The sequence below is a fragment of the Streptomyces sp. NPDC001401 genome (assembly GCF_042895385.1).
In the GTDB taxonomy this organism is placed as follows: Bacteria; Actinomycetota; Actinomycetes; order Streptomycetales; family Streptomycetaceae; genus Streptomyces.
On sequence record NZ_JBIAWI010000010.1, the window covers coordinates 87,965 to 100,873 of the forward strand.

Sequence of the window (12,909 nt, forward strand, 5' to 3'; positions counted from 1 at the left end):
GGAGGCCGCAGGACCCTCCTCACTGGTGACGACCGCGACCCCCGCCACGGCCTACCTTTTTCAACGTGACCGAGATGCCCCAGACGCAGCCGATACCACCGGAGCCCACCAGGCAGATGGAGCCACCGGACAGCGCGTACGAGCCGTACAAGCCGAGCAGCCCGGAGTTCCGGGCGGCCATGGACGCCCTGCGCGGAATGCGTCAGGACCTGTTCCACGACGCCTTCGCATACCGTCCGCTGCCGCGCCTGAGCGCCCACGCCCCGCTCGTCCGCCGCCTGCGCGGCCGCATTGGGGAGTACGCGACCTGGACTCCGCACGCCGTGATCACCGCGTTCGGCGTCCTCGCCATGCTCATCGCCTCGAACAGCGCCATGCGCGGCGCGGGTGACAACGCGATCCTCGGCCTGCTGGCCCTGGTCCCGGTCCTGCTGACCATGGTCCGGCCGATCGGTGCGTTCTGGATGTCGATGGCTGCGACCCCGGTCGCCGCGGTGGTCGGTGCCAGCTGGGGTGACGAATGGCCGTGGCTCGCCGGCGCCTTCGCCTGCCATCTGTTCGTGCTCACGATCGTGGCGATACGCACCAGGCCGCGCACGGCGGCGTGGATGTGGGCGTTGACGGCGGTGTACGGCCTGGTGGTCGACGTCTTCTTCGACTGGGGCCACTCGGCCTTCGGCTCCGACACCGCCCAGCTGCTGTCCTTCTCCGCCCTGGTCCTCCTCGCCGTCAGCGTCCGGCACATACGCCGCGAGGCCCGCCAGGAGGTGACCGCCCAGCAGACGGTGACCGCGCACGAGCGCTCCCGGCGCACCCTGCTGGAGGAGCGCACGACGATCGCCCGTGAGCTGCACGACGTGGTCGCCCACCACATGTCGGTCGTGGCGATCCAGGCGGAGGCCGCCCCCTACCGGGTCGAGAACCCACCCCCGGAACTGGAGAAGGCGTTCGCCACCATCCGGGAGAACGCGGTGGCGGCGCTCGCCGAACTGCGCCGCGTGCTGGGCGTGGTCCGCGCCGAGGACTACGAGGCCCCGGACGCCCCCCAGCCCACCCTCGCCGACCTGGACGCGCTGCTCGCCAATGTGCGGGACGCGGGCCTGAGCGTCGACAGGACGACGACCGGAGCGATACGTGAACTCCCGCAGGGCGTCGAGCTGTCGGCGTACCGCATAGTGCAGGAGGCGCTGAGCAACACCCTGCGCCATGCACCGGGCGCGGCTGCCAAGGTGGAGGTCTCGTACGTCCTCGGCGGCCTGGGCCTGCGCATAGTGAACGAACCGCCACCGAACCCGTCCCTGGTCAAGCCCTCGCCCGGCGCCGGCCACGGCATCACCGGCATGCGGGAGCGCGTCACCATGCTGAACGGCGAGATGACAGCGGCCCGGACGGACGAGGGAGGCTACGAGGTGACGGTGTTCCTGCCGGTCGCCGCAGCGAGCGAAGGAGAAGCATGACGATCCGCGTCCTGATCGCGGACGACCAGATGATGGTGCGCGAGGGCTTCTCGGTCCTGCTGAACGCGATGCCGGACATCGAGGTCGTGGGCGAGGCGGTCAACGGCCGAGAGGCGGTCGACCGCGTCCGCGAACTCGCCCCCGACGTCGTCCTGATGGACATCCGCATGCCGGAGCTGAACGGCATAGAGGCGACCCGCGAGATCGTGGCCGCCAACAGCACGGCAAAGGTCCTGGTCCTGACGACCTTCGACCTCGACGAGTACGTGTACCAGGCACTGCGCGCGGGAGCCTCCGGCTTCCTCCTCAAGGACGCCTCGGCCCGCCAACTGGCCGACGGCGTAAGGGTGGTGGCATCGGGCGAGGCACTCCTCGCCCCCTCGGTGACGAAGCGCCTGATCACGGAGTTCTCAAAACTGTCGGAAACCCCGCGCCCGATGCACTCCGCAATGGCGGCCTACGGCGACCTGACCGACCGCGAGACGGAGGTCCTGGTCCTCATCGCCCAGGGCCTGTCGAACTCGGAGATAGCCGAGCGCCTGGTGGTCGCCGAGTCGACGATCAAGACCCACGTCAGCAGGATCCTGGTGAAACTGGGGCTACGGGACCGGACGCAGGCGGCGGTGTTTGCTTATGAGGCGCGGTTGGTGACGCCGGGCTAGTGTGGGGCGCCGGAAACCACGGGCTTGGTCTCTTGCCTGCGAAAAGACTGCGGCACGTATCGTCCGTAGGAGGGCGAATGGCGCAAACCCCGCCCGAGAAATATCCGCCGGAGGGCAAATCACTGGGCCACGGCCCCGACTACGAGTCGGCGGCGAAGGTCACCTACTCCACCGAGACCCCTGGAGTACGCAAGCTGTGGTGGCGGATCCGCTCAGCGGTGAGATGGCCGCAGCGGGCGCGCCGCCGGACACGGTGACGTGCCGTGGTTCTGGCACTGCTGCAGAACTCGTCGTAGGTGCGTGGGCACGCACCAGGAGGGTGCCCAGGTTCCCGGGTTCCGGAGCCTGGAGGACGCGGGCGTCGATGTCGGTGAAGCCGTGCCGTTTGAGGATGTCCGCCCACGTCTCGGGGGTGTACTGCCAGCGAAGCACGGTCAGTTCGCGCTCGCGGCCTTCGAGCCACTTGCCCCGCATCTGCTGAGGGCCGTACGAACCGGCGACTGGTTCGGCCTGCGAGAACGCGAAGACCCCACCGGGTGTCAGCCGCTTGAGGACACACGGGAACAACTCCTCAGGGTCCGTGAACCACACGGCCCCCCATACCGAATAGATCGCGTCGTACGTAGTGGAGACAGACGTGAGGTAGGCGCAGGCCTCGCTCTGGACAAAGGACAGCCCGGGAGTGCCCTTCCACCAAGTGCGGGCGCGCTCGACCTGGACAGAGGAGAAGTCGACCCCGATCACCTCAACACCCTGGCGGGCCAGATGAGCGGCTTCCTTGCCTTCAGCCGGGCCGAGCTCCAGAGCGCGAAGGGGGTGGCCGAGGACTTCGGCCCCAGGGCCGTGACCTGGATACTGCGTCCAGTCGAACCGGTCGGCCAATGGCGCCGGTTGGGAACCCTCACCCTTGTACGGCTTGTACTTGTCCCAGTACTCGGCCGGCGTCATGGGCGCTTGAGGCATGGGGCTCCTCGGGAGGGCGGGGTGGCCGGTGTCCAGTGAGCTGGACACCGTACCGGTACTGCCTTCCGCCTGTGCGCGTTGCCTGGATTGCTCGACCTATCGTTTATCGATACTATCGATAAACGATAGGTCGGTGGATGGATTGTCTTGACGGGGGAATCGTGAGCGTGGAGTCTTTGCAGGTCAGGCGTGGTGGTCGGCTGCTGGAGGTCGTCCTTGGTCTGGCGTTGGCGCTGGCGGGAATCTTCGGGGTGTTCCTGCCGTTCCTCGGGGTGACCGGGCCCTTCGACTCCAGCAGGGCGCGTGACGTGACGATCGAAGCCGTCACCCGGGTGCCGGCCGCAGTGTCGAGCGGACCGGTGACGCTCCACGGCACCCACCGGGCGGAGATCGCCCTGGCCCATCCCGATGTCCAGCAGCGGATACTGCTGGCTCTGCCCGACCTCTTCTACGGTGCGTTGCTGATCCTGGTTCTCGCTCTCCTGCTCCGCATGGCCCGTACGCTGCGCGAAGGGGACGTCTTCGTGCCGGAGAACGCCCGGCGGCTGCAGGTCATCGCGGCGGCGATCGTCGCCATGGGCGTACTCGGTCCGGCGGTGGACGCGATCACCACCCACCTCCTGATCAGCGGTACGGCCGTCAGTCCCGCAGTGCCTTTCGCCTACACCGTCTCGGCCGCGCCGCTCCTGCTGGGCCTGCTCGTCGCGGCGCTGGCCGAGGTATTCCGGCAGGGCACGCGGCTGCGCGAGGACACCGAGGGGCTCGTCTGATGCCATCGGAGGAAGACCACCGCATCGAGGTCCACCTCGACCGACTGCTCGCGGAACGCGGCATGACCCTGGCCGAACTGGCGGCACGGGTCGGTGTCACGGTGGTCAACCTCTCCGTTCTGAAGAACGACCGCGCCAAGGCGATCCGCTTCTCCACGCTCGGTGCGATCTGCCGGGAACTGGGGTGCCAGCCCGGTGACCTGTTGAGCTACCGCGACGCATAGGCAAGGAATGCCTTGTGAAGGCAATGTCCTGACATATGCATCATATATAAGACATATGCTGGAGCCGTATCCGGAGAACGGATCCCGTCTGAGTGCCGACGAGTAGTGAAGCGGAGCGGGCTATGGGATGGAGTCTGGAAGGCCGGTATTTCGAAGCATGTCCTTGTGACGTGGTGTGTCCGTGCACCGTCTCGGCCTTGGCGATGCCGGCGGACACCGAGCGGTGTCAGGTGACGCTGGTGTTCCACGTCGACCGGGGGGACGTCGAAGGTGTCGACGTCGGTGGGCTCACCGTCGCGCTGCTGGCGGACGCGCCGGGACAGATGTCCCTGGGCGGCTGGCGCGTGGGACTGTTCCTCGACGAGGCGGCCTCGGCCGAGCAGGCCGAGAAGCTGCAGGCGGTGTTCAGCGGAGCGATGGGCGGGCCGCCGGAGGTCCTCACTCCCCTGGTGGGCGAGATCGTCGGGGTGGAAACCGCTCCGATCACGTTCGACTCCGAGGGCCGGATCCACCGCGTCACCATCGGGGACTCGGTCGACATCGAGGTCGAGGACTTCTTCCACGAAGGCGCGAGTGAAGGCGCGACTCTGCATGGCATGACCATCACGCCCAACCCGGTCGTGACGATCGCGAAGTCCAATGTCGCCCGGATACGGGCGTTCGGTCTCGACCTCGACCTGGCGGGTCGCAACGGGCACTCCGCGCCGTTCGCCTGGTCCGTCTGACGGCCTCGCCGGGGGAGACGACTCACGCTGCTGCCAGTTCGCACCAGACGTACTTGCCTCGGTTGCCGTTTCTGGACTGCGGCTGCCAGCCCCATACGTCGGCGCAGGCGCGGACCAAGGCGAGGCCGCGGCCGCTTTCGGCTTCGGTGAGGTGGTCCAACGCGCGTGGCGGGTCCGGCGGTTCGGGGTCCGCGTCCCATGCGCCGAGGCGCAGTACGCCTGCCGAGCAGTGGACCCGTAGGGCGGCGGGGCCCTTCGTGTGCAGTACGGCGTTCGAGACCAACTCGGTGGCCAGGAGTTCGGCGGTGTCGACCAAGGTGATCAGGCCGTGCAGGGTCAGGATCAGGCGGAGCGTGCGGCGGCAGACCGTGACCGCTCGGGGGTCGTTGGGGATGTAGAGGGAGTACTCCCAGGGGGCCGACGGTTCGGATTCGGGCATGGGTAACTCCTGTGGGGGAGAGGGGAGTTGAGGAGAGGGGTCGGTGGCAGTGCCGCGTCCGTCATGGCAGGACGGAGCGGTGCGCTTCCGGTGCCCCGGGGATTCGCAGCGTGTGCGTCGCGTCACCGACGGTAGAGGAGAATTTTCTCCTCGCGCAACCTGCTGTCGTAATCTGGCACCCGAACGTGGAACGTCTGCAAGGGCGTTGGGGACGGGAGAACGAATGGCGCCGAGAAGCAACCCCACCGCTCGGCAGGTGCGTCTGGGGGCCGAGTTGCGCAAGCTGCGCGAGTCGACGGGCCTGAAGGCGCGTGAGGTGGCGGCGTTCCTGGACTCGACTTCGGCGCAGATGAGCCAGATAGAGGCAGGTATCTCCGGGGTCAGCGAAGAGCGCGTCCGTCGGCTTGCGGCTCATTACGGCTGTGCGGACGAGGCGTTCGTCGACGCCCTCGCGGCCATGGCCGGTGAACGTTCACGTGGTTGGTGGGACGACTACCGCGGAGTCCTGCCCCAGGTGAACCTGGACTTGGCGGAGGCGGAGCATCGAGCGACGTTCCTGCGTGAAGTCGTGATGTCCTACGTCCCCGGTCTGCTGCAGACTCCGGACTACGCGCGCGCGGTCTTCAGGTACATGCGCCCGGATCTGCCCGAGAGCGAGCTGACGCCCCGGGTGGAGCATCGGATGAGGCGGCGCGTCGTCATCGAGGGTGACGACCCGACCCCGTACGAGACGGTCGTCCACGAGTGTGTCCTGCGTATCCGCGTGGCCGACCGTCAGACGTCCGTGTCTCAGCTCCGCCTCATCCTGGACGAGATCGAGAAGGGGCACGCCACCGTGCGGGTCATCCCGCTTGACCGGGACGGGTTCGCCGGTGCCGACGCCTCGCTGCTGTACATGGGTGGTCCGGTGCCGAAGCTGGACACGGGGCACCTCGACTCCCCCACCGGGTCCCTGTTCATCGATGCCGAAGCGCACTTGAATCGGCTCCGAACACTCTTCCGCACGGTGAAGAAGTCGTCGCTCGACCCCTCGGGGTCCCGGGACTTCATCCACCGTTTGACGAAGGAACTCTGATGAACTGGCGAAAGTCCACCTACTCCGGCGGCTCCGAGGGCAACAGCTGCGTCGAGATCGCCGAGCTCCCCACCCGCATAGCCATCCGCGACTCCAAGTTCCCCACCCGCGCCACCCTCTCCTTCCCCGCACCCGCCTTCACCGCCCTGATCGACCACCTGAAGGAACACCCCTGGTCAGAGGGGCAGATACCGGGTTAGCGTCCCCGCATGGCAGCTTTCGACCCCTGGGACCCGGCTTTCCTCGCCGACCCCTACCCCGCTTACGCCGAGCTCCGTGCCCGGGGCCGCGTGCACTACTACGAGCCGACCGGGCAGTGGCTCGTCCCGCACCACGCGGACGTCTCCGCGCTGCTGCGGGAGCGGCGGCTCGGGCGGACGTACCAGCACCGCTTCTCGCACGAGGACTTCGGGCGTACGGCCCCGCCTGCCGAACACGAGCCGTTCCACACCCTCAACGACCACGGGATGCTGGATCTGGAGCCGCCGGACCACACCCGCATCCGGCGGCTGGTCTCGAAGGCGTTCACACCGCGGACCGTCGAGCAGCTCAAGCCGTACGTCGCCAAGCTCGCGGGGGAGCTGGTCGACGGGCTCGTGCAGCGGGGCGGCGGCGACCTGCTCAGCGATGTCGCCGAACCGCTCCCCGTCGCCGTCATCGCGGAGATGCTGGGTATTCCGGAGGCCGATCGGGCTCCTCTCCGCCCCTGGTCGGCGGACATCTGCGGGATGTACGAGCTGAACCCGCCGGAGGACGTCGCGGCCAAGGCGGTCCGCGCATCGGTCGAGTTCTCCGACTATCTGCGCGAGCTCATCGCCGAGCGGCGCAAGGAGCCGGGGGACGATCTGATCTCCGGCCTCATCGCCGCCCACGACGAGGGCGACCGCCTCACCGAGCAGGAGATGATCTCGACCTGTGTGCTCCTGCTGAACGCCGGGCACGAAGCCACGGTCAACGCGACCGTCAACGGCTGGTACGCCCTGTTCCGCAACCCGGAGCAGTTGGCTGCCCTGCGCGCCGACCACAGCCTCATCCCCTCCGCCATCGAGGAGCTGATGCGCTACGACACTCCGCTCCAGCTCTTCGAGCGCTGGGTCCTGGACGAGATCGAGATCGACGGTACGACCATCCCGCGCGGCGCGGAGATCGCCATGCTCTTCGGGTCCGCCAACCACGATCCGGAGGTGTTCCAGGCCCCCGAGTCGCTCGACCTCACCCGCAAGGAGAACCCGCACATCTCCTTCTCCGCCGGCATCCACTACTGCATCGGCGCACCGCTCGCGAGGATCGAACTGGCGGCATCAATGCGGGCGCTGCTGGAGCGGGCCCCGGGGCTGAGCCTGACGGCGGAGCCGGAGCGTAAGCCGAACTTCGTCATCAGGGGCCTGGATGGCCTGGCCGTCTCGGTCCGGTGAGCGGGCGTGAGTCGGCGCGGGTCGTCCTGCGCTGCAGGACCGCGCCGAGCACGATTCCGCAGAGGAGGAAGGCCACCCCTGCGGCCAGCCACGCCCAGGGGTTGTACTCGTCCACGCACGACTGGCCGGTGGCCGTCGTCGTGCACACGTTGCCCGGGCCGCCGCGGTTGAGGAAGGCCACGTAGAGGAGCGGTATTCCGAGTCCGGAGACCAGGCCGGGAAGCCCGACCGACGAGTTGCGCCGGGCGGTGACCAGGAGGGCGGCCGCCACGACGGTGACGGGCAGCAGGTAGACGCCGATGGTGAGGGCGGTCAGAAGGCTGAGCGAGGCCAGTCCACCCACGATGAACCAGGCACCGAACCACGGCCAACTGCTGGTTCTCATCCGTCCTCCTCGCCCGGAACATCGAGCGCGTGTCCCCGGGCCCTCGGTTGAGCAGTCGCTCAAATGCTAGGGCCGGGGTGTACGGCAGAACAAGACCGCGGAGCCCGGCCCGCACCCGGGCCGTCGGTGCCGTCGGTCACGTCGTCATGTCCCTCCGCCGCAGCCCCGCCAGTCCGCCGGCCACCAGCGCGACCGATACCAGGAGCAGGATCAGCACCGGTCCCCACTCCATCCCCCCGCCCGGCAGCTTCGGCAGATGGCCGAAGGGGGACACGTCGAGCACCGCCTGCGGGACGTCCAGGGCCGGTCCCACCCAGCCGATCAGCAGGACTGCACCCGCGACACCCCACGCCGCCATCGCCGCCCGCGGCAGCACGCCGTACAGCAGCACCGCCAGCCCGCCGACCACCCACACCGCGGCCACCTGCACCAGGCACGCCCCGAGTATCGGGCCGACCTCCTCGCCGTAGCCGACTGCGAAGCCGAGGCCGGCGAGCAGCATGATCAGTACGGAGCCGCCGAAGGCGATCGTCAGGTGGCCCGCGGCCCAGCGCAGGCGTCCCACCGCGTTGGCCAGCAGAGGCTCCGCCCGGCCCGATGTCTCCTCGCCGTTCAGGCGGAGCACGGACGCCACGACGTACAGCGCGGCGATCAGGCCCAGCATGCCGACCATCGACGCCAGGAAGGCGTCGGTCAGCCCGCTGTGGCCTCCCATCCGTTCGAAGATCTCGCGGGCGTTCTTGTTGTCGCCGACGAGGTCGGCCACCCCGTCCGTCAGACCGCCGTAGACGACGCCGGCGAGGAAGAACCCGATCGACCAGCCCAGGACGCTGCCCCGCTGGAGTCGCCAGGCCAGCGCGCCCGCCGTGGCCAGGCGGCCGGCCGGCGGTCCGGGGCGCGTCGGCAGGAAGCTCATGCCCACGTCCCGGCGGCCTGCGAGGCCGTATGCCACCGCGGCCTGGAGGGCCACCGCCGCCGCGAACAGCAGCAGCACCCACCAGCGTTCGTCGGCGTAGGGGCGCAGGTTCTCCAGCCAGCCGAGGGGGGACAGCCAAGTCAGGGCGGAGGAGCCGTCGTCCGCCGCCGCGTCGCCCGCCGCGCGCAGGACGAAGGCCGCGCCCAGGACGCCCGCCGTCAGCCCGCGGGCCAGCCGCGCGCTCTCCGTCAGCTGCGCGACGATCGCCGCCATCGTCGCGAAGACCATGCCGACGGCCGTGAGACCGAGGCCGAAGGCGAGGGCGCCCACGGCTCCCTGGGTGGCAAGTCCGGCCACAACCAGCAGCGCCAGTACGGCATTTGCCACCCCCGCGGCCAACAGGGCCGCCGTCAGCGAGGCCCGGCGGCCCACCATCCCGGACGCCACCAGCTCCTGGCGGCCGCTCTCCTCCTCGTCCCGGGTGTGCCGTACGACGATCATCAGGCTCGTCGCGGCGGCCAGCGCACCCGCATACACGCCGACGCGCCAGGCCGTCAGTGCGCCGATCGAGGTGTCGAAGACCGGGCCGATCAGTGCGCGGAAGGAGGCGTTGGTCGCCACCTGATGGATCAGGTCGGTGCGTTCGGCCGGGGTGCCGTACAGGTTCTTCAGGGTGTTCGGCATGGAGAGGACCATGAGCGCGTTCACGCCGACCCAGACCGGGATCATCACGCGGTCACGGCGCAGGGCGAAGCGCAACAGGGTTGCGGTGCCTGCCAGTTGGCGGGAGCCGCCGGTCGTGCGTACGGCGAGGCTCGTCATCGTGACACCTCGTCCTGGTAGTGGCGCAGGAACAGCTCCTCCAGCGTGGGCGGCGTCGAGGTCAGCGACCGTACGCCCGACTCGCTGAGCGAGCGCAGCACGGCGTCGAGTTTGTCGGTGTCGACCTGCAGCCGCACCCGCTTTCCCTGTACGTCGAGGTCGTGGACGCCCGGCAGGTGCGTCAACCCGTTGGGGGGACCGGCCAGTTCGGCCGTCACGCTCGTCCGCGTCAGGTGGCGCAGGTCGGCGAGCGAGCCGGACTCGACCGTCCGGCCCTTGCGGATGATGCTCACGCGGTCGCAGAGCTCCTCGACCTCGCTGAGGATGTGGGAGGAGAGGAGGATCGTCCGGCCCCTGTCCCGCTCCTCCTCCACGCAGCGCTGGAAGACCTCCTCCATCAGCGGGTCCAGGCCGGAGGTGGGCTCGTCCAGGATCAGCAGGTCGACGTCCGAGGCGAACGCGGCGACCAGAGCCACCTTCTGGCGGTTGCCCTTCGAGTACGTGCGGCCCTTCTTCGTCGGGTCCAGCTCGAAGCGGTCGATCAGGTCGGCGCGGCGGGCGGCGTCGAGGCCGCCGCGGAGGCGGCCGTAGAGGTCGATGACCTCGCCGCCCGACAGATTCCGCCACAGGGTCACGTCGCCGGGGACGTACGCGATCCGGCGGTGCACCTCCACCGCGTCCTGCCACGGGTCGCGGCCCAGCACCTGCGCGGCGCCTGACTGCGCACGCAACAGGCCGAGCAGGACGCGGATGGTGGTGGACTTGCCGGCGCCGTTCGGGCCGAGGAAGCCGTGGACCTCGCCGGTCTCCACTTCCAGGTCGAGGCCGTCCAGGGCGTGGGTGCGGCCGAACGACTTGTGCAGCCCGGATACCTCGATAGCGGGGTTTGCCTTCGTCATGCTTCAGAACGTACGCTTCTTTCAGAAATTTGTGAAGTTAAGGAAGCGTATGAAGCCCGGTTAGGGTGGTGACCATGAGGGATGAGGCGGGGCGTGACCCGGAGGCGGTCTCGAAGTTCGTGGAGGGTTTCGCGGCGCAGCTGGTCGAGGCCGGGATGCAGCGCATGCCCGCCCGTGTCTTCGCCGCGCTGCTCGCCTCCGACGAGGGCTCGATGACCTCGGCCGAGCTGGGGGAGCAGCTGCAGATCAGCCCGGCGGCGGTCTCCGGCGCGGTGCGCTATCTGACCATGACGCACATGGTCTCGCGCGAGCGCGAGCCCGGTTCACGCCGCGAGCGCTACCGGGTGCACGGCGACCAGTGGTACGAGGCCCTGACCAACCGCGAGGCCATCATCAAGCGGTGGGAGGTCGCCCTGCGCGACGGCGTGAGCAGCCTCGGCGCCGATACGCCCGCCGGACGCCGCATGGCCGAGACGCTCGCCTTCTTCGAGTTCATCGAGGGCGAGGTCTCGGCCATGATGGAGCGGTGGCGGGTGCACCGCCAACAGACTTTCGGGGACCGGTAGTTACCGCTCCTTGGTCTCCTCCAGCACCGTCCGCCCCAGCAGCGCGTACCGCTCCGGCGACCGGCGCTTGAGGTACTGCGCGTAGCCGATGCCCGTCGCCGCGACCAGGGCCACCAGCCACGGCGTCGCCTTCAGCAGCAGCGAGCCGGACTCCGAGCCGGCCGCGACGCTCATGTTGGACACCAGGAGCAGCACCACTGCGAGCATCGCGACGCCGCCGATGAGCGGGGCGGCGAAGGTCTTGAACCAGTGCCGGCTCTCGGGGTGGTTCTTGCGGAAGTAGACCAGGACGGCGAACGAGCACACCGCCTGCACGATCAGGATCGCCATCGTGCCGAGGATGGCGAGCAGGACGTAGAGGGCGTTGGCCGGGTCCTTGCTCGTGGCCCAGAACGCGACGATCAGGACGGCGGAGACGACCGTCTGGACCAGGCCCGCGATGTGCGGGGAGCCGTGCCGGGGGTGGGTGCGGCCGATGGTGTTCTGCAGGGAGGGGAGGACTCCCTCGCGGCCCAGCGCGTACATGTAGCGGGCGGCGCAGTTGTGGAAGGCCATGCCACAGGCGAGCGAGCCGGTGATCATCAGCCACTGCATGAGGTCGACCGCCCAGTGGCCGACGTAGTGCTCGGTGGGGTTGAAGAACAGTGCGAGCGGGTTCGCCGACGAGGCGACCTTGACGGCCTCTGTCTCGCCGTTGCCGATGATGGCCATCCAGGAGACGAAGACGTAGAAGACGCCGACGCCGAGGACCGAGATCATCGTCGCCTTGGGGATGATCTTCTTCGGGTCGCGGGACTCCTCGCCGTACATCGCCGTCGACTCGAAGCCGACCCACGACCAGAAGGCGAAGAAGAGACCGAGGCCCGCGGACGTGCCCTTGAACGCGTTGACCGGGTTGACCGGGCCGAGGGTGAAGCCGTGCGGACCGCCGCCGTGCAGGGCGACCGAGATGGCCATCGCGGCGAGGACGGTCACCTCGGTGCCGAGCAGGACCACGAGGAGCTTCTCGGCGACCGAGACGCCGAACCAGGTGCCCGTCGCGTTGACGGCGAGCATGAGCAGCGCGAAGGCCCACCACGGGATGTCAAGTCCCGTCTGGTCCTTGAGGGTTCCGGTGGCGAACGTCGAGAAGATGCCGATCAGTGCCGGCTCGAAGACGGCGTACGCGAAGGTCGCGAGGAGGCCGGAAGCGAGCCCGGCGGTGCGTCCGAGGCCGTAGGAGATGAAGCCGTAGAAGGCGCCCGTCGACGTGATGTGCTTCGCCATCGACGTGAAGCCGACGGAAAAGATTGCCAGGACGACCATTGCGACGAGATAGCTCGCCGGGGCGCCGATGCCGTTGCCGGACGACACCATGAAGGGCACATTGCCCGTCATCGCGGTGATCGGGGCGGCGGTCGCGACGGCCATGAAGACCACGCCCAGCAGGCCGATCGCGTTGGGCTTGAGCCGGTGAACCGTGCCTTCGCCGTCTGTTTTCGTCGCCGGGGCGACGCCCTCATCCACTGCCATCGGGGTGGCCCCTCTCCTGGTGATCCGCTGTGGCGCAGTTGGTGCACTGGACCGGAACTCTGTAGCCCGAATGAGTCGG

15 protein-coding genes are annotated in these 12,909 nt (G+C 68.9%); 9 read left to right on the top strand and 6 right to left on the bottom strand.

The genetic code is table 11. From position 1 onward, the window contains the following. The first annotated feature begins 116 nt into the window (after positions 1 to 116). The gene (locus ACFY10_RS30040; protein WP_390668651.1) at positions 117 to 1,457 is read left to right on the top strand and encodes a sensor histidine kinase; all 1,341 of its coding nucleotides are present in this window, start codon (positions 117 to 119) and stop codon (positions 1,455 to 1,457) included. Then, positions 1,454 to 2,119: a response regulator gene (locus ACFY10_RS30045; RefSeq protein ID WP_390668331.1), complete on the top strand. Its 666-nt coding sequence runs from the start codon at positions 1,454 to 1,456 to the stop codon at positions 2,117 to 2,119. Before ACFY10_RS30040 ends, ACFY10_RS30045 begins: the two co-directional genes overlap by 4 nt. A 159-nt stretch (positions 2,120 to 2,278) precedes the next feature. Here ACFY10_RS30045 and ACFY10_RS30050 read toward each other — a convergent pair whose 3' ends face one another. Further along, entirely contained in the window at positions 2,279 to 3,082 is an 804-nt protein-coding gene (locus ACFY10_RS30050; protein ID WP_390668332.1) for a class I SAM-dependent methyltransferase, read from the bottom strand. Between the two features lie 161 nt (positions 3,083 to 3,243). On the opposite strand from ACFY10_RS30050, the gene ACFY10_RS30055 reads away from it, so the two are divergent. From ACFY10_RS30055 to ACFY10_RS30065, 3 genes are all read left to right on the top strand, one after another. Then, positions 3,244 to 3,852 (top strand): DUF2975 domain-containing protein, encoded by a 609-nt coding sequence (locus ACFY10_RS30055; protein WP_390668333.1) that lies wholly within the window; start codon positions 3,244 to 3,246, stop codon positions 3,850 to 3,852. Continuing rightward, on the top strand, positions 3,852 to 4,076 hold the full coding sequence (locus tag ACFY10_RS30060) for a helix-turn-helix domain-containing protein (protein ID WP_390668334.1): 225 nt from the start codon (positions 3,852 to 3,854) through the stop codon (positions 4,074 to 4,076). The genes ACFY10_RS30055 and ACFY10_RS30060 overlap by 1 nt, the downstream gene beginning before the upstream one ends. Before the next feature lie 122 nt (positions 4,077 to 4,198). Then, positions 4,199 to 4,801 (top strand): DUF1326 domain-containing protein, encoded by a 603-nt coding sequence (locus tag ACFY10_RS30065; RefSeq protein WP_390668335.1) that lies wholly within the window; start codon positions 4,199 to 4,201, stop codon positions 4,799 to 4,801. A 22-nt stretch (positions 4,802 to 4,823) separates the two neighbouring features. Here the strand turns inward: ACFY10_RS30065 and ACFY10_RS30070 are convergent, their stop codons facing one another. After that, positions 4,824 to 5,240, bottom strand: coding sequence for an ATP-binding protein (locus tag ACFY10_RS30070; RefSeq protein WP_390668336.1), 417 nt, complete (start codon positions 5,238 to 5,240; stop codon positions 4,824 to 4,826). Between the two features lie 223 nt (positions 5,241 to 5,463). On the opposite strand from ACFY10_RS30070, the gene ACFY10_RS30075 reads away from it, so the two are divergent. The 3 genes from ACFY10_RS30075 to ACFY10_RS30085 are packed head-to-tail and all read left to right on the top strand — an operon-like array spanning position 5,464 to position 7,730. Continuing rightward, complete coding sequence (locus tag ACFY10_RS30075; protein ID WP_390668337.1) at positions 5,464 to 6,315, top strand: helix-turn-helix domain-containing protein; 852 nt, start codon at positions 5,464 to 5,466, stop codon at positions 6,313 to 6,315. Beyond that, positions 6,315 to 6,515 (top strand): DUF397 domain-containing protein, encoded by a 201-nt coding sequence (locus ACFY10_RS30080; RefSeq protein WP_390668338.1) that lies wholly within the window; start codon positions 6,315 to 6,317, stop codon positions 6,513 to 6,515. The genes ACFY10_RS30075 and ACFY10_RS30080 overlap by 1 nt, the downstream gene beginning before the upstream one ends. Positions 6,516 to 6,524: 9 nt before the next feature. Next, positions 6,525 to 7,730 (top strand): cytochrome P450, encoded by a 1,206-nt coding sequence (locus ACFY10_RS30085; protein ID WP_390668339.1) that lies wholly within the window; start codon positions 6,525 to 6,527, stop codon positions 7,728 to 7,730. Here ACFY10_RS30085 and ACFY10_RS30090 read toward each other — a convergent pair. The 3 genes from ACFY10_RS30090 to ACFY10_RS30100 all read right to left on the bottom strand — a co-directional run bounded on the left by ACFY10_RS30090 (position 7,693) and on the right by ACFY10_RS30100 (position 10,752). Then, on the bottom strand, positions 7,693 to 8,115 hold the full coding sequence (locus tag ACFY10_RS30090) for a hypothetical protein (protein WP_390668340.1): 423 nt from the start codon (positions 8,113 to 8,115) through the stop codon (positions 7,693 to 7,695). The genes ACFY10_RS30085 and ACFY10_RS30090 overlap by 38 nt on opposite strands. Before the next feature lie 136 nt (positions 8,116 to 8,251). Then, entirely contained in the window at positions 8,252 to 9,853 is a 1,602-nt protein-coding gene (locus ACFY10_RS30095; protein WP_390668341.1) for an ABC transporter permease, read from the bottom strand. After that, entirely contained in the window at positions 9,850 to 10,752 is a 903-nt protein-coding gene (locus tag ACFY10_RS30100; RefSeq protein WP_390668342.1) for an ATP-binding cassette domain-containing protein, read from the bottom strand. The genes ACFY10_RS30095 and ACFY10_RS30100 overlap by 4 nt, the downstream gene beginning before the upstream one ends. 74 nt (positions 10,753 to 10,826) lie before the next feature. Between ACFY10_RS30100 and ACFY10_RS30105 the strand changes: the two genes are divergently transcribed. Beyond that, entirely contained in the window at positions 10,827 to 11,318 is a 492-nt protein-coding gene (locus ACFY10_RS30105) for a GbsR/MarR family transcriptional regulator (RefSeq protein ID WP_390668343.1), read from the top strand. Here the strand turns inward: ACFY10_RS30105 and ACFY10_RS30110 are convergent, their stop codons facing one another. After that, entirely contained in the window at positions 11,319 to 12,830 is a 1,512-nt protein-coding gene (locus ACFY10_RS30110; RefSeq protein ID WP_390668344.1) for an APC family permease, read from the bottom strand. Positions 12,831 to 12,909 lie beyond the last annotated feature (79 nt).

What these genes read in the sequence shown, in the direction of transcription:
- ACFY10_RS30040 (WP_390668651.1), top strand. Translation starts at nt 117, where the DNA reads ATGGAGCCACCGGACAGCGCGTACGAGCCGTACAAGCCGAGCAGCCCG.
- ACFY10_RS30045 (WP_390668331.1), top strand. Translation starts at nt 1,454, where the DNA reads ATGACGATCCGCGTCCTGATCGCGGACGACCAGATGATGGTGCGCGAG.
- ACFY10_RS30050 (WP_390668332.1), bottom strand. Translation starts at nt 3,082, where the DNA reads ATGCCTCAAGCGCCCATGACGCCGGCCGAGTACTGGGACAAGTACAAG.
- ACFY10_RS30060 (WP_390668334.1), top strand. Translation starts at nt 3,852, where the DNA reads ATGCCATCGGAGGAAGACCACCGCATCGAGGTCCACCTCGACCGACTG.
- ACFY10_RS30065 (WP_390668335.1), top strand. Translation starts at nt 4,199, where the DNA reads ATGGGATGGAGTCTGGAAGGCCGGTATTTCGAAGCATGTCCTTGTGAC.
- ACFY10_RS30070 (WP_390668336.1), bottom strand. Translation starts at nt 5,240, where the DNA reads ATGCCCGAATCCGAACCGTCGGCCCCCTGGGAGTACTCCCTCTACATC.
- ACFY10_RS30075 (WP_390668337.1), top strand. Translation starts at nt 5,464, where the DNA reads ATGGCGCCGAGAAGCAACCCCACCGCTCGGCAGGTGCGTCTGGGGGCC.
- ACFY10_RS30080 (WP_390668338.1), top strand. Translation starts at nt 6,315, where the DNA reads ATGAACTGGCGAAAGTCCACCTACTCCGGCGGCTCCGAGGGCAACAGC.
- ACFY10_RS30085 (WP_390668339.1), top strand. Translation starts at nt 6,525, where the DNA reads ATGGCAGCTTTCGACCCCTGGGACCCGGCTTTCCTCGCCGACCCCTAC.
- ACFY10_RS30090 (WP_390668340.1), bottom strand. Translation starts at nt 8,115, where the DNA reads ATGAGAACCAGCAGTTGGCCGTGGTTCGGTGCCTGGTTCATCGTGGGT.
- ACFY10_RS30095 (WP_390668341.1), bottom strand. Translation starts at nt 9,853, where the DNA reads ATGACGAGCCTCGCCGTACGCACGACCGGCGGCTCCCGCCAACTGGCA.
- ACFY10_RS30100 (WP_390668342.1), bottom strand. Translation starts at nt 10,752, where the DNA reads ATGACGAAGGCAAACCCCGCTATCGAGGTATCCGGGCTGCACAAGTCG.
- ACFY10_RS30105 (WP_390668343.1), top strand. Translation starts at nt 10,827, where the DNA reads ATGAGGGATGAGGCGGGGCGTGACCCGGAGGCGGTCTCGAAGTTCGTG.
- ACFY10_RS30110 (WP_390668344.1), bottom strand. Translation starts at nt 12,830, where the DNA reads ATGGCAGTGGATGAGGGCGTCGCCCCGGCGACGAAAACAGACGGCGAA.